The 20,262-nt window shown below is 68.4% G+C and carries 19 protein-coding genes and 2 tRNA genes; 9 read left to right on the forward strand and 12 right to left on the reverse strand.

The genetic code is table 11. From position 1 onward, the window contains the following. Positions 1-41 precede the first annotated feature (41 nt). On the reverse strand, positions 42-518 hold the full coding sequence (locus D1350_RS08970; RefSeq protein ID WP_125775645.1) for a hypothetical protein: 477 nt from the start codon (positions 516-518) through the stop codon (positions 42-44). A gap of 610 nt (positions 519-1,128) precedes the next feature. After that, complete coding sequence (locus D1350_RS08975; RefSeq protein ID WP_125775646.1) at positions 1,129-1,917, reverse strand: hypothetical protein; 789 nt, start codon at positions 1,915-1,917, stop codon at positions 1,129-1,131. A 387-nt stretch (positions 1,918-2,304) separates the two neighbouring features. On the opposite strand from D1350_RS08975, the gene gyrB reads away from it, so the two are divergent. The 8 genes from gyrB to D1350_RS09010 all read left to right on the forward strand — a co-directional run bounded on the left by gyrB (position 2,305) and on the right by D1350_RS09010 (position 10,761). After that, positions 2,305-4,386, forward strand: coding sequence for a DNA topoisomerase (ATP-hydrolyzing) subunit B (gene gyrB, locus D1350_RS08980; protein WP_125775647.1), 2,082 nt, complete (start codon positions 2,305-2,307; stop codon positions 4,384-4,386). Between the two features lie 135 nt (positions 4,387-4,521). Continuing rightward, positions 4,522-7,209: a DNA gyrase subunit A gene (gyrA, locus tag D1350_RS08985; protein WP_125775648.1), complete on the forward strand. Its 2,688-nt coding sequence runs from the start codon at positions 4,522-4,524 to the stop codon at positions 7,207-7,209. Beyond that, positions 7,209-8,531, forward strand: a complete 1,323-nt coding sequence (locus D1350_RS24370; RefSeq protein WP_240643975.1) for a DUF3566 domain-containing protein — start codon at positions 7,209-7,211, stop codon at positions 8,529-8,531. The genes gyrA and D1350_RS24370 overlap by 1 nt, the downstream gene beginning before the upstream one ends. A gap of 127 nt (positions 8,532-8,658) precedes the next feature. Further along, positions 8,659-8,732, forward strand: a tRNA-Ile gene (locus D1350_RS08995). Positions 8,733-8,768: 36 nt separating this feature from the next. Continuing rightward, positions 8,769-8,888 (forward strand): DLW-39 family protein, encoded by a 120-nt coding sequence (locus tag D1350_RS24375; RefSeq protein ID WP_240643976.1) that lies wholly within the window; start codon positions 8,769-8,771, stop codon positions 8,886-8,888. A gap of 18 nt (positions 8,889-8,906) precedes the next feature. Further along, positions 8,907-8,979 (forward strand) — tRNA-Ala (locus tag D1350_RS09000). A 177-nt stretch (positions 8,980-9,156) separates the two neighbouring features. Next, positions 9,157-9,438, forward strand: coding sequence for a helix-turn-helix transcriptional regulator (locus D1350_RS09005; protein WP_164545090.1), 282 nt, complete (start codon positions 9,157-9,159; stop codon positions 9,436-9,438). A gap of 3 nt (positions 9,439-9,441) precedes the next feature. Further along, positions 9,442-10,761, forward strand: a complete 1,320-nt coding sequence (locus tag D1350_RS09010) for a tyrosine-type recombinase/integrase (protein WP_125775650.1) — start codon at positions 9,442-9,444, stop codon at positions 10,759-10,761. Here D1350_RS09010 and D1350_RS09015 read toward each other — a convergent pair. Both D1350_RS09015 and D1350_RS09020 read right to left on the reverse strand, forming a co-directional pair. Further along, entirely contained in the window at positions 10,733-11,860 is a 1,128-nt protein-coding gene (locus D1350_RS09015) for a ParB N-terminal domain-containing protein (protein ID WP_125775651.1), read from the reverse strand. The two genes, D1350_RS09010 and D1350_RS09015, sit on opposite strands and share 29 nt — an antisense overlap. Next, entirely contained in the window at positions 11,850-12,860 is a 1,011-nt protein-coding gene (locus D1350_RS09020; protein ID WP_164545091.1) for a hypothetical protein, read from the reverse strand. The genes D1350_RS09015 and D1350_RS09020 overlap by 11 nt, the downstream gene beginning before the upstream one ends. A 112-nt stretch (positions 12,861-12,972) precedes the next feature. On the opposite strand from D1350_RS09020, the gene D1350_RS09025 reads away from it, so the two are divergent. Continuing rightward, complete coding sequence (locus D1350_RS09025; RefSeq protein WP_164545092.1) at positions 12,973-14,022, forward strand: helix-turn-helix domain-containing protein; 1,050 nt, start codon at positions 12,973-12,975, stop codon at positions 14,020-14,022. A 118-nt stretch (positions 14,023-14,140) separates the two neighbouring features. Here D1350_RS09025 and D1350_RS09030 read toward each other — a convergent pair whose 3' ends face one another. The 8 genes from D1350_RS09030 to D1350_RS09065 all read right to left on the reverse strand — a co-directional run bounded on the left by D1350_RS09030 (position 14,141) and on the right by D1350_RS09065 (position 20,262). Next, positions 14,141-15,361, reverse strand: a complete 1,221-nt coding sequence (locus D1350_RS09030; RefSeq protein ID WP_125775654.1) for a glycosyltransferase family 4 protein — start codon at positions 15,359-15,361, stop codon at positions 14,141-14,143. Further along, a complete protein-coding gene (locus D1350_RS09035; protein ID WP_125775655.1) occupies positions 15,358-15,999 on the reverse strand; it encodes an AAA family ATPase in 642 nt (213 codons plus the stop codon). Before D1350_RS09035 ends, D1350_RS09030 begins: the two co-directional genes overlap by 4 nt. Then, a complete protein-coding gene (locus D1350_RS09040) occupies positions 15,983-16,768 on the reverse strand; it encodes a DUF2797 domain-containing protein (RefSeq protein WP_240643978.1) in 786 nt (261 codons plus the stop codon). The genes D1350_RS09035 and D1350_RS09040 overlap by 17 nt, the downstream gene beginning before the upstream one ends. 37 nt (positions 16,769-16,805) lie before the next feature. Beyond that, positions 16,806-17,309, reverse strand: coding sequence for a nucleoside-diphosphate kinase (locus D1350_RS24380; RefSeq protein ID WP_240643980.1), 504 nt, complete (start codon positions 17,307-17,309; stop codon positions 16,806-16,808). Between the two features lie 308 nt (positions 17,310-17,617). Further along, positions 17,618-18,121: a 6-pyruvoyl trahydropterin synthase family protein gene (locus tag D1350_RS09050; RefSeq protein ID WP_125775658.1), complete on the reverse strand. Its 504-nt coding sequence runs from the start codon at positions 18,119-18,121 to the stop codon at positions 17,618-17,620. Continuing rightward, positions 18,118-18,735 carry a GTP cyclohydrolase I gene (folE, locus tag D1350_RS09055; protein WP_125775659.1) on the reverse strand — a complete coding sequence of 206 codons (618 nt, stop codon included), beginning with the start codon at positions 18,733-18,735 and terminating at the stop codon, positions 18,118-18,120. Before folE ends, D1350_RS09050 begins: the two co-directional genes overlap by 4 nt. Further along, positions 18,732-19,025: an HAD family hydrolase gene (locus D1350_RS09060; protein WP_240643981.1), complete on the reverse strand. Its 294-nt coding sequence runs from the start codon at positions 19,023-19,025 to the stop codon at positions 18,732-18,734. The genes folE and D1350_RS09060 overlap by 4 nt, the downstream gene beginning before the upstream one ends. Then, positions 19,012-20,262, reverse strand: a complete 1,251-nt coding sequence (locus tag D1350_RS09065; protein ID WP_125775661.1) for an NAD(P)H-hydrate epimerase — start codon at positions 20,260-20,262, stop codon at positions 19,012-19,014. Before D1350_RS09065 ends, D1350_RS09060 begins: the two co-directional genes overlap by 14 nt.

Here is a 20,262-nt window from a genome sequence, read left to right on the forward strand (position 1 = left end):
GCCCTTCGTGTTCAGTCAGGCGCTTGCGTCAGGCGGGTTGGTCAGACGTTCCGGATCCGACGGCGTGCCCACACGAGCGCGAAACCGCCGCCCGCGAGAAGCAGCGCGAGGAGCACGGCGCCGCCCACGGTGGCGCCGGTCTGGGCCAGGGTCGGCGGCTGTGCGGCGGCCGGGGCCGAGGGCGATGCGGACGGCGTCGAGGTCGAGGACGGGGTCGGCGAGGCGCTCGGGGAGGGGGAAGCGACCGGGGCGGGCACCGACTCCGTGGGGCTGGGGCTGGGGCTCGGCGTCGGCTCGGTCTCGCAGGTCAGCGACTGGAGGAGCGCTGCGAGGTCTGCGGCCGGGAGGATCGCCGTGGTCGTCGAGAGCTCGTCGTACGCGCCGAGGTCGCCCCAGGAGAAGCCGTCGTTCAGCGTCGCCGTGATGCCGGCGGCGTCCTTGGTGTAGGTGATCGACTCGGTGTCCGCGGGCTTCGCGATGGCGTCGACCGAGTCGACGGTGCAGTCGACGGTGGGCACGGCCGGGGAGACGGGCGCGGCCGACGGCGTGGTGCTCGGGGACGGGGTCGGGGAAGGCGTGGGGCTGGGTCGAGCTCCGCCCAGGTGTAGGTCTTCTTGAAGCTGTTGCCGAACGTCACGGTCTTGACCTCGTCGTCGTTCACGATGATCGAGAACTCGTTGCCGCTGTGTGCGTAGGCCCGGAGGTCGACCGTGACGCTGGTGCAGTCGGCCGTGGCCTTGGGAGTGTGGGCGGAGGCTGGCGTGGCCGTGGCGACCAGCCCTCCGAGAGCGAGCGCCGTGAGGGCACCGCCCGCCAGGACCTTCTTCATCATCGGATTCCTTCGCGAGTGCGAGAGTGCGCAACTTTCGAGATGCACAGTCGGGTGGCGCCTGTATTAGACCAGAAATCAACTGATGGCCGAAATGGCCGGGATTGCAGCGGACTGTCCCTTTGAGCCGGTGGCCGATGCTCATGGTGCAAACGGCAGTTCGCGTGGGCACACCGTTGCGCGGAGGAGCGCGCATCTCACCAGAGGGCGGCGACCATTCGGACAGCACTCTCGTCCGCTCAGCAAGAAGGCGGGCATCCCCCTGGGGGATGCCCGCCTCCGCGGAACAGGTCAGGCGGTCACGCCTTGCGCGGGTGGCCCGGGTGACCGGGGTGGCCCGGGTGCTCCGGGTGCTCCGGGTGTGTCGGGCCGGAGGTCACGCACGGGTCGCCGAGCGGAGCGTCCTCGACCACACCGAAGAACGACGTGAAATAGGTGTGGTCAGCGTTCCACTGCGTCGCGGTGAAGTGGATGTCGATGTCGGACAGCTTCCACGACGGGTCGTATGCCGGCGAGAACGTGCCGTCGTTGTTCGTGATGATCGAACGCCACCACGTCCGGCCCTCGAGCGGTGCTCCCTCACCGCTGCTCCCGTAGACCACGTCGTACAGGTGGTCGTCGCCGGTCCACTCCATGAGGAGGGGTGCAGCGTCGGTGAGGCCCTCCGGGCGGGCGACCGCGTAGTCGAGGTACGGAACCCCCGCTTCACAGACCGGGCTCAGGGAGATGGTGTCGAGCGAGCAGATGGGCCGGAGAACGGCGAAGAGCGGCAGGACCGCCGTGGTGTCGCCCGTCCGGTTGTACCAGTGGCCGTCGGGGTCGTACAAGGACTCGGGGAACGCGTACCCCGGCAGCACGGTGGCGACGATCCCCTCGGGCGTGAGCTCGTAGTCGATCGCGTCGGTGTCGGCGGGCGGCACGACGTCGGCCACGGTCGCCGTGCACGACGTGAGCTGGGCCGGAACCAGCGGGGTGACGATCGAGGTGGCCGAGGCAGGGGCCGCGCCCGCTGCCGCCAGGGTGAGTGCTGCGACAGCCGTGGCGAGTGCGGTCGGGGCGAACTTCCGGGTCGAGACAAACGTCCTCATGACTGGCCTTCGTCGGATGAGACCGCCCGCGGAACGGCGGGTGGTCCGTCATCGACATTGAACCACCCGGGTCCGACAAAGCGCCGTGAACGGGGCGTAACGCTCCAGTGGACGCGCGTTGGACAGCACGGTGGAGCAGGGCGGGTGTGCCTGTGGAGGAAGCTTGTGGAGAAGTATCCACAGGTGCCGTAGGATCGCGAGTTTTCGGCGTTCAGAAGGTAGACTGAGCAGGTCAACCGCGCCGGGTTCCACCCGGGACGCTGAGCACCGACGAGCCGCCCAAGACCTGGGCCGCCGCCCGCAAAATTCACCCGGGCCCGGCACGGTCCACTGCTTCATGGGTCCTGCCCGTCGTGCGCCTGAAAGACAAGAGGAGCACTCCCGCCCGTGACAGAGCGAATCGACGGCGGCTACGACGCCGGGAACATTACAGTCCTGGAAGGTCTCGAGGCCGTTCGTAAGCGCCCGGGCATGTACATCGGTTCTACCGGTGAGCGCGGACTTCACCACCTCGTCTACGAGATTGTGGACAACTCTGTGGATGAGGCCCTCGCGGGCCATGCCGAAACGATCGACGTGACCCTGCTGGCTGACGGTGGCGTACGCGTCCGTGACGACGGCCGCGGCATCCCGGTGGCCATGCACCCCACCGAGGGAAAGCCGACGCTCGAGGTCGTCATGACGATCCTGCACGCCGGCGGCAAGTTCGGCGGTGGCGGCTACGCGGTGTCGGGTGGTCTGCACGGCGTGGGCATGTCCGTGGTGAACGCCCTGAGCAGCCGCTTCGTGTCCGAGGTCCGCCGTGACGGCCACAACTGGCGTCAGGAGTATCAGAACGGCGGCACCCCGGTCACCGGCGTCGAGCAGCTCGCTCCGCTGGGCACCGACGAGGGCACCGGGACCACACAGACGTTCTGGCCCGACGACACGATCTTCGAGACGACCGAGTACGACTTCGAGACGCTGCGGTCGCGCTTCCAGCAGTACGCGTTCCTCAACAAGGGCCTGAAGATCACGCTCACCGACGAGCGTGCCGGGCACACGATCAACGCCGACGAGGTGACCGGCGGGCTCCTCGTCGCGCCCGGCGAAGTTCACGCCGACGAGGTCCACGCGGCGCCGGTGGACGGCGACCCGACTTCCCCGGGCGGGTTGTCGGGCGGCGCGCGCACGGTCACCTACGTGTACCAGGACGGCCTCGTCGACTACGTGAAGCACCTCAACTCCGCCAAGAAGGTCGAGCTGATCCACGACGAGATCATCGACGTGGAGTCGGAGGACAAGGAGCGCAAGATCGCGGTCGAGATCGCGATGCAGTGGACCAGCGCATACAGCGAGTCGGTCCACACCTACGCGAACACGATCTCCACCCCCGAGGGCGGCACGCACGAGGAGGGCTTCCGCGCGGCGCTGACCACGCTGGTCAACAGCTATGCACGCGAGAAGGGCATCCTCAAGGAGAAGGAGGAGAACCTCACGGGTGACGACATCCGCGAGGGTCTCACCGCCGTCATCAGCGTGAAGCTGGGCGAGCCGCAGTTCGAGGGCCAGACCAAGCAGAAGCTGGGCAACACCGAGGCCAAGACGTTCGTGCAGCGCGTGGTGCGGGAGCGTCTGACCGACTGGTTCGACGCCCACCCCGGCGAGGCGCGGGACATCATCCGCAAGGCGATCTCTGCGTCCCTGGCCCGGATCGCGGCGCGCAAGGCCCGCGAGGCGACACGGCGCAAGGGCATCCTCAGCAGCGGCGGCATGCCGGGCAAGCTGCGCGACTGCCAGTCGAACCGGCCGGAGGAGTGCGAGGTCTACATCGTCGAGGGTGACTCCGCCGGCGGCTCCGCCGTCCGTGGACGCAACCCCCGCACGCAGGCGATCCTCCCGATCCGCGGCAAGATCCTGAACGTCGAGCGGGCGCGCCTGGACAAGGCCCTGTCGAACCAGGAGGTCCAGTCGATCATCACGGCCTTCGGCACGGGCATCGGTGAGGACTTCGACCTGGCGCGGCTCCGGTATCACAAGATCGTGCTGATGGCCGACGCCGACGTGGACGGCCAGCACATCGCCACCCTGCTGCTCACGCTGCTCTTCCGGTACATGCGGCCGCTCATCGAGCACGGACACGTGTACCTGGCGCAGCCTCCGCTGTACCGCCTGAAGTGGGCGAACGCGCCGCACGACTACGTGTACTCGGACCGCGAGCGGGATGCCTTCCTGGTGGCCGGCCAGGCCCAGGGCAAGCGGATCCCCAAGGAGAACGGCATCCAGCGCTACAAGGGCCTGGGTGAGATGGACTACTCCGAGCTGTGGGACACCACGATGGACCCGGAGAACCGCACGCTGCTGCAGGTCACGATGGATGACGCAGCGGCAGCGGACGAGATCTTCTCGGTCCTCATGGGCGAGGACGTGGAGTCCCGGCGCAGCTTCATCCAGCGCAACGCCAAGGATGTGCGCTTCCTCGATATCTGAGGAGCGACCTTGCGAGCCTCGGATATCGACAGGGCCCTGGACGCCTAGCACGGTGCCCGACGACGCCCCGCCCGCCACGGGCGGTCGTGGTCGGGCTGCGTACGGCGACCAGGGAGACGAAAGGAAGAACAGACGGTGACGGACGAGATCCCCGGCGTGAACAACGGGCCGGACAGCACGGACGACGGACTGCCGGGCGTCGACGCGCTCCTGGCGGTGCAGCACGGCCGTGTCGAGCAGGTGGACCTTCAGCTCGAGATGCAGCGGTCGTACCTCGACTACGCGATGAGCGTCATCGTGGGGCGTGCGCTCCCCGAGGTGCGGGACGGCCTGAAGCCGGTGCACCGGCGCGTGCTCTACGCGATGTACGACGGTGGCTACCGGCCGGACCGCGCCTACTCGAAGTGCTCGCGTGTCGTCGGCGACGTCATGGGAAAGTTCCACCCGCACGGCGACACCGCGATCTACGACGCCCTCGTGCGTCTGGTGCAGGACTGGTCGCTGCGGTACCCGCTGGTCGCGGGTCAGGGCAACTTCGGCTCCCCCGGCAACGACCCGGCGGCTGCCCCTCGATACACCGAGTGCCGCATGGCTTCCCTCGCCATGGAGATGGTCCGGGACATCGACAAGGACACCGTCGACTTTCAGGACAACTACGACGGCCGAACGCAGGAGCCGACGATCCTGCCCTCCCGGTTCCCGAACCTGCTGGTCAACGGCTCGGCGGGCATCGCGGTCGGCATGGCCACGAACATCCCCTCGCACAACCTGCGAGAGGTCGCGGACGGCGTCAAGTGGCACCTCGATCACCCCGAGGCCACACGCGAGGAGCTGCTCGAGGCGCTGATGCAGCGCATCAAGGGCCCCGACTTCCCCACCGGTGCGCAGATCCTGGGCCGCAAGGGCATCGAGGACGCGTACCGCACGGGCCGCGGCTCCATCACGATGCGCGCCGTCGTGACCGTCGAGGAGATCCAGAACCGGGTCTGCCTGGTCATCACCGAGCTGCCGTATCAGGTGAACCCCGACAACCTGGCCGCGAAGATCGCGGACCTGGTGAACGAGGGTCGCATCCAGGGCATCGCCGACATCCGCGACGAGACCTCCGGTCGCACCGGTCAGCGGCTCGTCATCGTGCTCAAGCGCGACGCCGTGGCCAAGGTGGTGCTCAACAACCTCTACAAGCACACGCAGCTGCAGGACAACTTCGGCGCGAACATGCTGGCGCTCGTGGACGGCGTCCCGCGCACGCTGAGCCTCGATGCGTTCATCCGGCACTGGACGGCGCACCAGATCGACGTGGTGCGCCGGCGCACGGCCTACCTGCTTCGTGAGGCACAGGCGCAGATCCACATCTATGTGGGTTACCTGAAGGCGCTCGACGCCCTCGACGAGGTCATCGCGCTGATCCGCCGCTCCCCCGACGTCGACGAGGCACGCGCCGGACTGATCGGGCTGCTGCAGATCGACGAGCAGCAGGCGAACTCCATCCTGGCTCTGCAGCTCCGGCGCCTCGCGGCCCTCGAGCGGCAGAAGATCCTCGAGGAGCACGCCAAGCTCGAGGCCGAGATCGTCGACTACGAGGACATCCTGGCGAAGCCCGACCGCCAGCGGAAGATCGTGGGCGACGACCTCATCGAGGTCGTGGAGCGCTACGGCGACGAGCGTCGCACCTCGATCCTCCCCTATGACGGCGACATGTCGATGGAAGACCTCATCCCCGAGGAGGAGGTTGTCGTCACCATCACCCGTGGCGGCTATGCGAAGCGCACGCGGTCCGACAACTACCGGTCGCAGCGCCGTGGTGGCAAGGGGATCCGCGGCACCCAGCTGCGCGAGGACGACATCGTCGACCACTTCTTCGTCACCACGACGCACCACTGGCTGCTGTTCTTCACGAACCTCGGTCGCGTCTACCGGGCGAAGGGCTACGAGCTGCCCGAGGGTAGCCGCGACGCCAAGGGCCAGCACGTGGCGAACCTGCTGGCGTTCCAGCCGGACGAGCGCATCACCCAGGTGCTCGACATCCGCGACTACGACACGGCGGACTACCTGGTCCTCGCCACGAAGCGCGGAGTCGTGAAGAAGACCCGGCTCTCGGAGTACAACTCGCCGCGATCCGGCGGGCTCATCGCGATCAACCTGCGCGAGGACGAGGAGGGCCGGTCCGACGAGCTGGTCTCGGCACGTCTGGTGAACGCGGACGACGACCTGATCCTCGTCTCCCGCAAGGGCCAGTCGATCCGGTTCAAGGCCGACGACGACGCGCTGCGTCCCCTCGGCCGCGCCACCTCCGGTGTCACCGGCATGAAGTTCCGGGAGGACGACGAGCTCCTGTCCGCCGACGTCGTCAAGGACGGCACAGACCTGTTCGTGGTCACGGAGGGCGGCTTCGCCAAGCGCACCCGGATCTCGGAGTACCGCGTCCAGGGTCGTGGAGGCCTCGGCATCAAGGTGGCCAACCTCGTGGAGGCACGTGGCGACCTCGTCGGTGCCCTGGTCACAGAGCCGGACGACGAGGTCCTCGTGATCATGGAACGTGGCAAGATCGTTCGCTCGTCCGTGTCCGAGGTGAACGTCACCGGGCGCAACACGCAGGGCGTGACGTTTGCAAAGCCGGACAAGGGGGACCGTATTATCGCGGTCGCCCGGAACGCCGAGCGCAACCTGGGTGACGAGGACGCTGAGGTCGCCGATGGCGAGCCGAGCGACAAGACTGACGAACAAGCCGCTGTCGACCGCGATACGGTGGATTCAGAGTCGGGTGCCGGTGAGACCCCGAGCACCCCTGAGCAGGACAGCCCCGGACGCGAGGACACCTGATGACGAGCGACAAGACCGGCCCTACGACGAGCACGACCGCGAAGCCGGAGCTCGACGAGGATCTGGACATCACACGGGTGCGGGTCGACCCCCAGAGACCCGCCACCCCGGCGAAGGCAGACACGACCTCGGAGAAGACTCCCTTCTCGGGTGAAGTTGACGGTGAGTCGAAGAACCAGGAACCGACCAACGGTTCCTCCGGCAGCGCGAACGGCAAGCCGGCCGACGCGGCCAAGCCCGTGCCCGTGAAGCCGGCACCTCCTTCGCCCGCACCCTCTTCTGCGCCCGCCTCGCCCTCGCCCGCCCTGGCGAGCGGTTCGGCGAGCGGTTCGGACGCCTCGAGCACGGCCGACAGCATCCCGGTCCAAGGCGGCATCTGGCGGTCCGCCTACGAGGCCGGCGCAACGCCGCCGAAGCCGAGGACGGGGTCCACCCCCGTGGCGACGCCGGTTCCCGCCGCGTCCCGTCCGGTGCCTCCGCCTCCGGGTGCGCCGGAGAAGAGCCAGCCGTCGGGGGCGGGGGCCCTCGGTGCTGTGCCCGCGCCCAGCGACCCATGGAACCGTCCGGGTCAGCCGGAACCCTCCAACGGCGTCCCCGTGCCGGCGGACGATGCGGCAGCCTCCCCCATCGGGGACGCCGCCGCGAGCATGAAGGCAGGTGCGGTCAAGGCTGCGGCCGCTGCGCTGGCAGCGGCACGTTCGGCGGCGAAGAGGGTGTCGTCTGTGCTTCCTGAACAGTCCGACGAGAGCAGCCGTTCGGAGTCCCGGCCGGCCACTACGGGCCCTCGACCGGATATGCACTACACGGCTGCCGGCGTACGCGGCACGGCCACCCCGGATCCGGCTGCTGCCACGGTGCCGCCGGGGACTCCCCCGGTCGCCCATGGCGCGGGCGGCGCCGGACCGCAGGTCCGGCCGCAGAGCGGTGCCATGCCTCAGGTCGCCGCCCCCGCGCCCGCTGGTCCCCGCCGTGTCCGGCTCGCGGTCTCGCGGGTCGACCCGTGGTCGGTCATGAAGCTCGCGTTCCTTCTCTCGGTCGCCGTCGCCATCATGACGGTGGTCGCCACCGCCGTGTTCTGGTCCGTCCTGAACAGCCTCGAGGTGTTCACGACGATCGAGAAGTTCGCCGGCGAGGTCGTCGGCACCCAGAGCAACGTCGATCTGATGCAGTACGTCGAGTTCGACCGGGTGGTCTCCCTCGCGACGCTCATCGCCATCTGCAACATCGTCCTGATGACCGGGATCGCGACGATCATGGCGTTCCTATACAACATCGTGGCGGCGCTCGTCGGCGGCGTGCACATGACCCTGACGGACGACTGACATATCCTCGACGTGCGCCCGGTCCGCCGGGCGCACGTCACACCATCGCACGATCATTTCGGTTTGGGGGAGACCCCCGACCTGCGGTAAGGTCTCGTGCGGCGCCAGCGCAACTAGCTGGCGTGACGGGGCTATAGCTCAGACGGTTAGAGCGCTTCCCTGATAAGGAAGAGGTCGGAGGTTCAAGTCCTCCTAGCCCCACTCCCCGGACCCGATCGGGTACACCAGGAGGAACTCGTGAAGAAGCTGTTCATCTTGCTCCTGGCGGCTGGCGCCGGGTATGTCCTGTGGCGCAAGCTCAACGAGGATGCGCAAGGCCGAGACCTCTGGTCCGAGGTCACGGACACCCTGGACTGAACCCGGTCCGTCTCCACCGGGGCCATGGCGCAATTGGTAGCGCACCTGCTTTGCAAGCAGGGGGTTGCGGGTTCGAGTCCCGCTGGCTCCACCTGGTGAAGGCCGTTGACCTGCTGGTCAACGGCCTTCGACGTTCCTCGTGAGGCATCGACGAAAGAGCGATGCGATGAGGATGACACGGTTCGTGACACGATTGCGGCGCCGACGGTTGCCCGTGATCGACAGTGAATGCGGACGGGACTTGGTCGCCGCTGCACTCATGATGGGTATGAGCACGACGCCCGACGAGCAGCAGCACCCCCGGCTGGAGCGCACTCCGATGTGGACGCTGGACGAGTTGTGCGCGCTGGTGCGCACGACGCCAGCCACGGTGCACACGTGGCGCAAGCGCGGCACAGGGCCGCGGGCCTACAAGGTCGGACGACACCTGCTGTTCGCGGAGGCGGACGTGGCTGAGTGGCTGGCTGCATGCGCCTCCGCCGCGGAGTCTGACATCGACGGCGAGCCGAGCGGCGAACGAGGCTCTGCCGCCAACGGGTCGGGGTGGTGACTCGTGGGCAAGCAGAAGCTGCAGCCGGGCGAGCACGGCGAGATCTTCCTGCAGGAGACTGCTCCGAACACGTGGCGTGGCCGTACGCGGCTGTGCCTGTGGGACAACTCGGAGGTGTGGGTTTCCCGCAACGGGTCGACAAGCGATGCGGCCCGGTTGAAGGTGCAGAAGGGAGTGCTGGAACGCCTCACCGCGGCGCGCGGCTCGGACGACTTGAAGCCGACGTCGAAGGTCGGACTCGCGTGTCGGCAGTGGATCGAGGAGATGCGGGAGCGGTCGTCTTGGCCAAAGCCGCCGATCCTCGCGCAGTCCGTGGACGAATACGAGCGGGTCATCGGCAACCACGTCGTCCCGCAGTTGGGCCAGCGGCGGTTGAACGAGCTGACACCGGCGCTGTGCCAGAAGTTCCTGGACTCCCTTCTGAAGCAGGGCAAGAGCGGCAAGAACAACATGGTCACTACGACGCGTCAGGCCCGAAACGTGGTGAACCAGGTGCTCGACCGTGCCGTCGTGCACGACGCACTGCGAGACAACCCGATGCGCAAGACCATCGCGCCGTCGAAGGTCAAGCCGGTACCGAAGGCAATTACCGCTCTGGAAATCGGCCGCCTGCGAAGGATCGTGCGTAGCTGGGAGGCGTCGAGGGAAGGCAAGTTGGGGCCGAAGCCAACCGGGCACCTACGCGTGGCGGTCGACGTGATGCTTGGAGCTGGTCTACGGATCGGGGAGGTAATGGCACTGCGTTGGGGAGAAGTGAACCTCTCCCCCGACGGCCTGCCCACGCTCGCCGTGGAGGCCACCATGACTGACATCAAGGGTCAGGGGGTGGTGCGGCAGGGGAAGCCGAAGACCGAGGCCGGCATGCGCACGATCATCCTCCCGCCGTTCGCGGTTGATGCGTTGAACTCGATCCGGCCCGCCGTTACGTCCGCCGAGATGGCGGTGTTCCAGGGCCGGCTGTTCAAGGACGGACGCAACGCTGGGCGGCCCGTGTCGACGCACAATCTCCGTCGAATGCTGCGTACCGCGCTGGAGCTCGCGGACATGAAGGGAGCGGTGCACCCGCACCTGTTGCGCTCGACCGTCGCGACCCAGGTGGCGCGCAAGATGCGAACAGCGGACGCAGCCGCGCTGCTCGGTCACGCGATCGACGCCGGGATCACCGGCAGGTACTACATCGAACGACTCCGGCTGGCGCCAGACACCTCGGCGGTGCTGCAAGCCATGGTCGAGGCTGGAGATGCGGAAGCGGCACGCGAAGCAGCCGAGAACGACGAGGCTGCAGCGGGCGCACCTACCAGAGCGGTGGCTGCTCTTCGTTGACGGCGTGACCCTGTGCTCCGGATGGCTTCTTGCGCCGGAGCGCAGGGTGTCGCTTGTAGTGTGCGGCGTGAATCTCGGTGCAGAGGTGGTCGAGGCGTTCGGTCACGTGGTGCAGGCCCGCGAGATCGCCGCTGCTAGCGAGTGTGGAGAGTGCGCCTAGGTCGGCGTGGTCGATCCACTCGTCCAGGTCTGCGACCACCTCGGCAAGCGGCCGTGCCGCGCGTGGCGTCGTCGATTGACGCCTGTCGTCAGGCGCGGGTGTCTTGGAGCGTGGTTTGCGTGGTCGGGCGAGCGCAGCCTGTGCGACGGCGGCCAGCTCAGCGGGATCGTCATGCGCGTCATCCGCTGAGGGCCCGTCGCCGGTGGCGTCGTGTTCGGTGATCGCCGCTCGGATCTGCTTCCACTGTTTTTCGGGGGAAGCCCCGTGGGCGGTGATGTCGTGCCAGGCTGTCTCGGCCATGGCGCGGATGTGGTCAGGCATGGCGGGATCGTCCCGGGTGTCCTTGATCCGCCCAGTGTGTTCGAGGCGGGTGTAGGACTTGGTGCCGGTGACCATCTGGGCGGCCTTGGCGCGCGCGTCACCGTGTTGACCCGGAACGGGCTCTGCCGGTCCCGGTGCCGCCGATTCGGCGGGGCCGTTGGTGTCCTCTTTGCCCCCGCCGTTCGTGTTGCCGTCCTTCCAGCCCGCGTTGGTCGCGTTCTTGGTGGCGTGGAAGCGGGTGGCTTGCTGCCGCAGGGCGGCGTGTTCGGTCTCGGCACTCTTGTACTCGCGGTACAGCTCTTCGGCGGTCTCCAGCGGCAGGGGGTCGCGGATGGTGTTCTCGTCGTGTTCGGCGATGAGGTCGCGCAGCGCGGCCGAAGCACGGCGTACGAAGACGGGTACGGTCTTCCAGCCGAGCAACTTGACGGCTTCCAGGCGTCGCCACCCGCACAGCAGCAGGCCGTCCGGGGTGACAGTCACGGGGCACAGCAGCCCGACACGACGGATCGAGTCACACAGCGCCTGGAGGTCGCCGAGCTCGCGCCGGTGCCGATGTCCGACGGTGATGGAGCCGACGGCGCGATCCATTCGTAGTCCGTCGGTGTCGTCATGCGGCATGGCCGGCCTCCTGAGCGTCGAGCTGGTGGGGCGGGGTCAGGTCGTGCGCGTCCTGCTCGATCACCAGGCGTGCGGTGTGCCCGGCCAGGAGGCGGTGCAGGAGGCCGTGCCGGGCCGGTGTGCCCAGGACCGCAGTGACGAGGCGGGTCCAGGCTGCGCGGTCGACGTCGAGTTCCGCTGCGGGGTGGCGGTCCTTGCGCAAGCGGTCGCGCGCGGCGGGTACACCGGCTGCTGTGGTCAGGGTCGTGGTGATGTGCTCCAAACCGGCCAGAGCGACGTCCTGGGGCCATCCGACCGCGACCAGGACCGCGATCGTCGCCCGGGTCGCGGCCTGGACCCTAACGATGGTGGCGGCTGTGGTCGGGTCTAGATCGGTGGCTGTTGTCGCGCCCGTGTTCGTCGTGGCGAGGGCGAGTTCGAGCCAGGGGGCAGTCTCACCTGCTGGTGTCGCAGTCGGTGTAGACGGGTCGCCGATACGTAGGGCAGGTGGCAGGTCGGTGTGCGTCATCAAGTGGCGGGCGCGGCTCGGAGAGCACAGGAGCTGATCGGCCCGGGCCTCGGCCCCCAGTGTGCGCTTTACCGCTACGGTCACGACCGCCCACGGGTTGTCTGCGTGCCGTACCGCGTCGTTGCGGAGGACTTCGAACGCCGCGACAACGGCATCGTGCTCGGTCAGGCGGTATTTGCGCGCCAGGGCCCGGTACCGCTCGGTGCAGTAGGCGAGCAGCTCCGCGGCCTCCAGATCCGTCGACCACGCCTCATCACCTGCCCCGGCGAGCCTGTTCAGTAGGAAGCGGAGTCCATCTGGGGTAGTGAACTCCGGCGCAGTGTCTGTGTGGGCGGGGCCACCGCTCCGGCCGGCGGACGAAAGTGCCGTGGCGGCGTCGGGGCGCGAAGAAGTGCCGGCGGGCTGCTGGTCGGGGTGGCGGTCCGGCCCTGCCGTCCGAACCGCGCCCGTGCTCTGATCGCTCATCATCAGTTCCCCAGCCACGGCACGCATCGGCACACCACGGCGTGTGCAATACGTTACGTCGGAAGCAGGTAATGTGCAAGATAGACACACAAGCGACCGGAGTGTTGTGATCGTGCGCCTTGGGGATAGCCTGATGCGCATGGGACAGCCCACCGAGCCCGAACTCCCCGATCTGGCCACCGGACCCGGCCAGCCTGGTGGCGTGCGCCTGCCGGATGACGGCCAGGCGTGGTCGAGGTCCTGGACTGCGGGCATCGGCGAGCGGTTACGTTCCGTCCGTCGGGCCGCTGGGTTGACGACACAGCAGGTCGCCGACCGGACCGCCGCGCTGGGTTATCCGATGGCGCGGGCGAGCATTGCGAACCTGGAGACCAGGCCGCGGGAGAAGATCTACCTGCAAGACGTCACCGTGTTGGCCGCCGCGCTCGGCGTCTCGCCGGTCGAGATCCTGTATCCGCTGGAGGTCAGCACCGTCCCGACCGCCACATCCACACCCGTGGGGGTGGTCCGGCGTGGCGTGCTGAAGAACACCAGCGCTGAGGTCCTGCCGGGCCATACCGAGCGAGTTCCCGCTGCCGTCGCGTGGTTCACCGGCGGGTACGGCAGAGTCCTCGAAGCACGGCTGGCGGCCATCACCGCTTACGGCAGATTCGAAGCCCGCGGCCAGCTCCTGGCGATGCTTCGCGAAGAAGAGAAGGCCGGAGCCCTGGAAGCGCGTGCCGAGAGGGCCGGCGCCCCCGCGCCCGCTGAGTTCATGAGGGTCCTACGGATGGAGGTCTACGACCTCGCACGCTGGGCCCTCGACGCAATCACCGCGTACCAGCTGCTCGCGGCCAAGGTCGGCGACACCAGGCCCGCAGTGAGCGACGAGGAACGCGCGATAGCTGAGCATGTCGCCACCACGCCCCCTCCCGGGTTCATCGAGGACCCGTTCGAACGACCCGACGTGCACGGAGTCCTGACCATCGGCGCCCCCGAACCCGGAGCCACACCCTTCTACCTTCAGAACGATCCCGAAGACCGGTGGACCCCACCCGACCTGACCCGGCCAGCCACCGCGTTCGAGGCCAACGTGCAGGTACCGACACGGCGAACCAAGCCCCAGCCACCGCAGACCGAGCCCTGGTCGTCTCCAGCGAGCCCGTCCCGTCGGCGCGACAGCGGAGGCATGGATGCGCCGGGACTGTAAGAGCGCTACGGCGACGGCGAAGCTCACGCGTTGCGGTGCGCCGGGACGACGTGTGCGAGGCGTCCACGGCCACGACGGGGTCTCGACGACCTGATCCGCCCAAGGCGCAGGCTCTTGCTCAACACGTCATCGGGCGCCGGTCGAGAAGATAATCCACCAGGGCGCCGATGGTGCGCGTGTAGTCCCGGTCGGCAGCGAGTTGTCGGCCCTCGAGGCCCATCAACGCAATGGTCTGGGGATCAGCGTTGAGCGCGCGCTGGATCGCATCGGCGAGGGCAATCGGGGACCTTGGCGCGGCGGTGTAACCAGTGACGCCGTCGATGACCGTGTCGGTGAGGCCGCCGACGGTGGTGGCGACAACGGGTCCGGCTCCGGCGATGAAAGCCTCCAGCGGGATGCGCCCGAACGGTTCGACCCGGGACGGCACGATCACCGCAACCAGCGCAGGGTGGCCGAGCAGCCCCGGTATGCCGCGGTCGAAGCGCGTCCAGAGTGTGACCGCCAGGTCGGAGCAGCGGCGCCTGAGGTGTCGTTGATAGGCGCTCGGTCCGCCATCGTCGGTGACGGCGGCGAGCACAAGGTGCGGGACCGGGACGCCACTGGAGCGCAGGTGGTCGAGTGCGTCGAGGAGGTCGTCGAAGCCCTTGTAGGGTGCGGCGCGGCCGAACGCGAGCAGGAATCCGTTCTCGGCTTCGGGCGGGATCGGCGGTGCAGCGGAGAGCGGGACGACGGCCCCGGTCAGCCCGTTAGGTACATCGAGGACTCGGTCCGCCGGGACCGCTTGGCCCTCCAGGAGCTCGCGCATGTGGGTGCTGATGGCTCCGAATGTCGCGCCGGCGCGCAGCCAGCCGACCAGGCCACGAGCCTCCCATTCCGTATGCTCGACGTCGGCGTGGTGCAGAGCGCTCGATCGTGGCAGGTAGACGATGTTCCACAAGGGGGCATCGGACAGGTGAGGGCCGAGGCCGACGAACGGCCGGTCGATCGCGACGAACGCTCCGCTGCCGTAGTCGCGTTTCAGGCCCTCAAGCACGCGCGCCGAGTCCTTAGCCAGGTGCTGAAACGCAGCCAGGTCGCCGAACCGGGACTGCCCGCCGGTCCCGTTGCTCAGCGGTATGACCTTGTGCCGGACTCGGCCGAGGATTGCGAGAGTCCGCTGGTGAGCGGCGGGGTCGTGCTCAGGGCTGGTCGGGTCGAGGTGGACGGGTGCGACAACCAGGTCGGTCCCGTCGGGCAGGTGCTCGGCGACGGCTGCCAAGAGCGCCTGATTAGACAGGCCCGCGCCGGTGGCGGCGCTGTAGAAGCCGTCGTGCAGCGCGACGACAAGCGCTTGCCTCACGGCGTGGCCTCGCAGATGGCGCGCCCGACGGTGTCGCGGTCGGCCTCGGCGTCGATCCTCATCACGGGCACCGTGGCGAGGGCATCAGCCAGGGCGTGCAGCGCGGGTCGGACGGCAGCGGCAGGGTCGGAGTAGAACGCGCGGAGCCGGTCGAGTGGCTCCGTGCGGGCCCACGGGTGCGTGAGGTCGAGGTGTTCGCGACGGCGGGTCAGGCTCGTCTCGACGGTGCAGTCCAAGATGATCCAGCGCTCCGGCAGAATGAGCCGCCCGGCAATGAGCTGGGAGTATGCCCACCCGGCGCGGTCGGGCAAGCCACCGACGGACGCGGCCCAGCCGAGAGCGGTGAGCCAGTTCCGGTCCATGACCACGCAGCTCGCACGGGCCAGCCGACGGGCCTGGGAATCCTTGCGGAGCCAGTTCGCCAGATGTGGGTGCTCGTCGTCGTGATGGGGGTGCGCGGCCAGGGTGAGTGACCGCGCGTGGTCATCGGTGTACTCGCCGAGCACGGTGTGTCCACGGTCGGCGAGAACGGTCATCGCTGTGGTCTTCCCGGCGCCTGGCATGCCTTCCACCGCGACAACGCCCGCGAAGCGTACGACGGGCCCCTCCAGCATCTGGTCATCAGAAGAGGACGTCATGCTCGATCTCCCTGGACGGCTTTGGAGACGGCGCCACGGGTGAGGTCTGTGCGGTGAACGACGTGTCGTGGTCGGCTCGGGTCAGGGCCCAGCCCTGCAGCAGGCCGGTATCGAGCAGCACGACACCGTGAGGCACTGTCAGGTACAGGTCGCGCCCGACCCGGCAGATGAGTTCGCCGCTGATCGTCGCTCCCACGTGCAGGGGTTCGAGCTGACGGTTCGGGGCGACGCCGTCGCCAGTCAGCCCATATGCCCGCGTGTGGTCCACCGGCTCGGCGCTGGTCCGCCTCTGACCGGGCGGCCAGTCCAGACCAGCCGCCTGTTCAGCGACGGCAGTCAGCTCCTCTGCGCGGGACGACGCAGTCCCGGGTGCCAGACGGGCGGCACGCTTGCGGGCGGTGTGGACCTGCTGCGGCAGGCCGAGCGCAGCGGTCAGCAGGGACTCGCACCGCCGAGCGGACATCAGGGAGCCGGCCGAGAGGAACAGCGAGGACAGCGCACCCTGTTCCAGCAGCCGGACCTGTCCGCGTTCCGTGGCGGTGATCCCGGCCTTGACCAGGCTTCCATGATGGGCGAGGTAGACGCTGAACTCCCGTGAGTCGTCCAGTCTCGTGTCGGTCGCGATGGACCGGGAGCGGGCTATCGCGGCGCACGATTGGCACTGACCGGACTTCGCTTCCGGTGCGATCGGTGCCTGGGCGACGCAGGGGATGCGGCGCCCGTCCCACCAGAGCCCGATGCACCGGCGGTCCATGCCGACCGTCAGCACCAGCCGTGCCCCGACGTCCAGGGCACTGGATCGCACCTCACCGGTGGGGGAGAGCCACTCCAGGGCCGCGGCCGGAGTGTCGGTCTGGGTCCAGACGAGCCCGGTAGGCCGCCAGGCGGGTGCGGGCGTGTCGGTCATGGGGTGTCTCCCAGCGATCGTAGAGGGTCTGCAGGGTGTCGGTCCCGGCGAGCAGGGCGACGTCGGCCAGGGCTTCGGCGGGGGTATCAGGCATGTGCAGGTGGTTCCGCATCCTGTCAGTGGCCAGCTCCTTGCGCACAGCGCGTTTCACGTCGAGCCCGGTGACGACGGCGTCATCCCCGCCCACCAGAACGAGGACCTGGCTCGGTCCGGAGGTGAGGTAGGCGGAGGTCGTGGCGACGAAGTCCGTGCCGTAGGCGTCGGGGTAGAGCCGGTTGCAGTCGGCGGTGGTCAAGCTTCGTTCAGCCTGATGCACGATCCGGAATCGCCGTCTCAGGTGCGCCCAGATCTCGGCCTCGGGAGCGCCCGGCTTGAGGAGCGCGACGGTGATCCGTTGCGGCAACGCCCACGTCCTACGCAGTACAGGTGACGGGCTGCGCATCGCGGACGCCCACGCCATGAAGCAACCGCATCGCCACTCCAGACCTGGATGCTCAGGGACCGCGCGCACGACTTCGGCCATCACTGACCCCGAGCACACCGGGCACGCTGACCTGCCATCGAGCATCGGGCGCACGAGACCGCCGGAACGGATCGCGATCCACCACGCATCCCACGCCGACTCCAGGGCGACCGGGGGTGCTACCGCGCCATGCAGCCATGTCTCCAGACCCAGTCCGAGGGCGGCACTGAGGCGTAGCGGGTCCACATTCATCGGAGCACTACCTCGACGGTGGCAGCGCACTCAGCGGACTCCGTGATCGTCGTTTCGAGTCGTTCCACACTCGGGCACGAGACGGCAAGCTGCACCGCGAGCTGGTCGGCGAGGTACCCGGCGAGCGCCTCGGTGCTCGTGCTCGCGATCGGCAGGAGCGCGACCCAACGGCGCGGCAAGGTGAAGAAGGCGCCGCCGCCCGTGACATGGACCAGCTCGTCGTCTTCGGCGACCAGCACGCCAGGGGTACTGGTCGCCAGCAGGGTGCGGAGCTTGAGTGGGGCCAGGGTCGCACGCAGGGCGCTCTTGAGGATGCCGAAGTCGGCGATCATCCCGGCATCGTCCGGTTCACCCCAGACCGTGAGCGTGACCTGGTAGGTGTGCCCGTGCAGGGGCTCGAAGGTGCCGTCGTGCAGGCCGGTGTGGGCGGCGTTGAAGTCCCAGCCTGGGCCGCCTACGCATGCTCGGGCTAGGTGGCGGGCCGCCGTGGTGATGGTCATGCCGGGCCTGTCGCGAGCGACATGAACTCGGCGCGGGCGGCGACGTCGTCCAGGAGCAGGCCGCGCAGCGCAGACGTCTTGGTGCTGGATCCGGCCGCTCCGACTCCGCGCAGAGTCATGCAGGTGTGCTCGGCAGAGATCAGCACGCCGACGCCGGCGGCGTCGAGCTGTCCTGACATCCAGTCCGCGATCTGCCGGGTGAGGCGCTCTTGGACCTGGAGCCTGCGCGCGTAGTGGTGCACGACGCGGGCGACCTTGCTCAGCCCGAGGATCCGGTAGCGCGGTACGTAGCCGACGTGAGCGACACCGACGAAGGGCAGCACGTGGTGCTCGCACACCGACACGAATCTGATGTCTCGTACCAGGACGAGCTGGCCGGGCTCTGCGGTGACCTCGAAGTCCGTCGGTGTGAACTGCGCGGGTGTGGTCATCTCGCGCAGTGCACGGACCATCCGGCCCGGCGTAGCGATCAGGCCGGGGTCGGACACATCCAGACCGAGCGCCGTGAGCATCAGTCCGGCATGTGCTTCGGCCGTAGAAATATCGGCGACGTCGTCATGTGCGGCGCCGGTCTCACTGGCTGCAGTGTCGGGGTTCTGGGCAAGGATGCTCATCTGACGCTCCGATCGAAAGTGGAGTCGCGGGAGATAGAGGCAGGAGACGTCGCGAGCAAAGACCGCAGCACGGGAACGACGCCGTTGTCCGCGATGGTCCCGGTGACCTCGTCGGCGACTGCCCTCAGCTCGGCAGGGGCATGACCCATCGCGACGCCCCGGGCAGCCCAGATCAGCATCGCGATGTCGTTGATTCCGTCGCCCACCGCGACCGTGAGAGTGCTCGGTATACCCAGGGTCTGCCGGACCGCATCCAACGCCGTTGCCTTCGACAGGTCAGGTGGCGTCACGTCCACCCACGTTGGACCGCCAGCGGTCGCCGTGACACCCAGTGCACGCAGAGGGTCCAGCAGTTCGAGCACTCCGGCCCCGCGCAGAAATACTCGAGGCGTCGGCGTGCGCGGCCAACGACCGGGCCAACTCGCCCACGTGCGGGGTCAGCAAGACGCGGTCTCCCGATGTGGGTCGGTCGCCCGCCGCACGACGGCGAACGCAGGCCTCGATCGCACCGGCGTCGACCACGCAGGGCAGGCCCGTCGCTAGCGCCTCGTCGATCGCTCGTTCCTGGTCCGGGTCATCAAGCACACCCGACCCCAACAAGTAGGTGTCGACCTTTCCCGGGAACCTCTCGGCCTCGGGCACGTGCTCCAAGATCAGGTCGCCGACTTGGCGCGGACCCGTGTACCGAACGATGCCAACACCCGTGCCGAACGCACCCAGGCACGCCAGGACCGCCGCTCCGGGATACCGCTCTGATCCGGCCACGATGCCGAGCAGACCACGCGAATACTTGTGATCGCCGGGGCCAGGAACCGGCCACCTCTGGGCGACGCCCGAAGGGGACAGCCGCTGCACCTGGCCTTCCGCGTCGAGGCGCGGCGTGATCCCGACATCGACGAACACCAGGCGCCCCGCGACCTCCGCGGCCGGCGGCAGCAGCAGACACCGCTTGTAAGCCCCGAAGGTAGCCGTGACGTCTGCCCGCACGTGAACGCCGTCGATCGCGCCCGAATCCGGATCTACACCGCTGGGCAGGTCCACTGCGACCACCAAGGCACTATCCGGAATCGCCTCGACAAGATCGCTCGCCGGAGCGCGCAGGTCGCCAACCATTGCGTCGCCGACGATCCCGTCGACCACCATGTCGGCGCGCGCGATCAGGTCGAGCGCCTGCTTGAGCCCAGCCGTGTCCGTCGCGTCGATAGCCGGCACGTTCAGGTGGCGGGTGCCGATCGCATCTACGTGACCGCCCGTAGCAATCGCATGCACTGCAACACCACGCTCACGGAGGTGCTTACCCGCGACCATCGCGTCCGCACCGTTCTTGCCTGTGCCGACCAGCAGCACGACGGTGCGTCCGTGCGCTGACCCGAACGTGTCGCGCAGTTCCGTCAGACACGCCTGCGCCAACCCGAACGCAGCCTTCCGGATCAACTCGTCGTCGCTGCGCGCCACTCCCAGCGCGCCCGTTACGGCCGTCTGTACCTGCACGCTGCTGTAGGCATCGATCACGTTGCCGGAGGTCAC

The organism is Antribacter gilvus (assembly GCF_003946865.1).
Taxonomy (GTDB): domain Bacteria; phylum Actinomycetota; class Actinomycetes; order Actinomycetales; family Cellulomonadaceae; genus Antribacter; species Antribacter gilvus.

What these genes read in the sequence shown, in the direction of transcription:
- D1350_RS24370 (WP_240643975.1), top strand. Translation starts at nt 7,209, where the DNA reads ATGACGAGCGACAAGACCGGCCCTACGACGAGCACGACCGCGAAGCCG.
- folE (WP_125775659.1), bottom strand. Translation starts at nt 18,735, where the DNA reads ATGAGCATCCTTGCCCAGAACCCCGACACTGCAGCCAGTGAGACCGGC.
- D1350_RS09005 (WP_164545090.1), top strand. Translation starts at nt 9,157, where the DNA reads ATGAGCACGACGCCCGACGAGCAGCAGCACCCCCGGCTGGAGCGCACT.
- D1350_RS09020 (WP_164545091.1), bottom strand. Translation starts at nt 12,860, where the DNA reads ATGCGTGCCGTGGCTGGGGAACTGATGATGAGCGATCAGAGCACGGGC.
- D1350_RS09035 (WP_125775655.1), bottom strand. Translation starts at nt 15,999, where the DNA reads ATGACGTCCTCTTCTGATGACCAGATGCTGGAGGGGCCCGTCGTACGC.
- D1350_RS08975 (WP_125775646.1), bottom strand. Translation starts at nt 1,917, where the DNA reads ATGAGGACGTTTGTCTCGACCCGGAAGTTCGCCCCGACCGCACTCGCC.
- D1350_RS09025 (WP_164545092.1), top strand. Translation starts at nt 12,973, where the DNA reads ATGGGACAGCCCACCGAGCCCGAACTCCCCGATCTGGCCACCGGACCC.
- D1350_RS09050 (WP_125775658.1), bottom strand. Translation starts at nt 18,121, where the DNA reads ATGACCATCACCACGGCGGCCCGCCACCTAGCCCGAGCATGCGTAGGC.
- D1350_RS09015 (WP_125775651.1), bottom strand. Translation starts at nt 11,860, where the DNA reads ATGCCGCATGACGACACCGACGGACTACGAATGGATCGCGCCGTCGGC.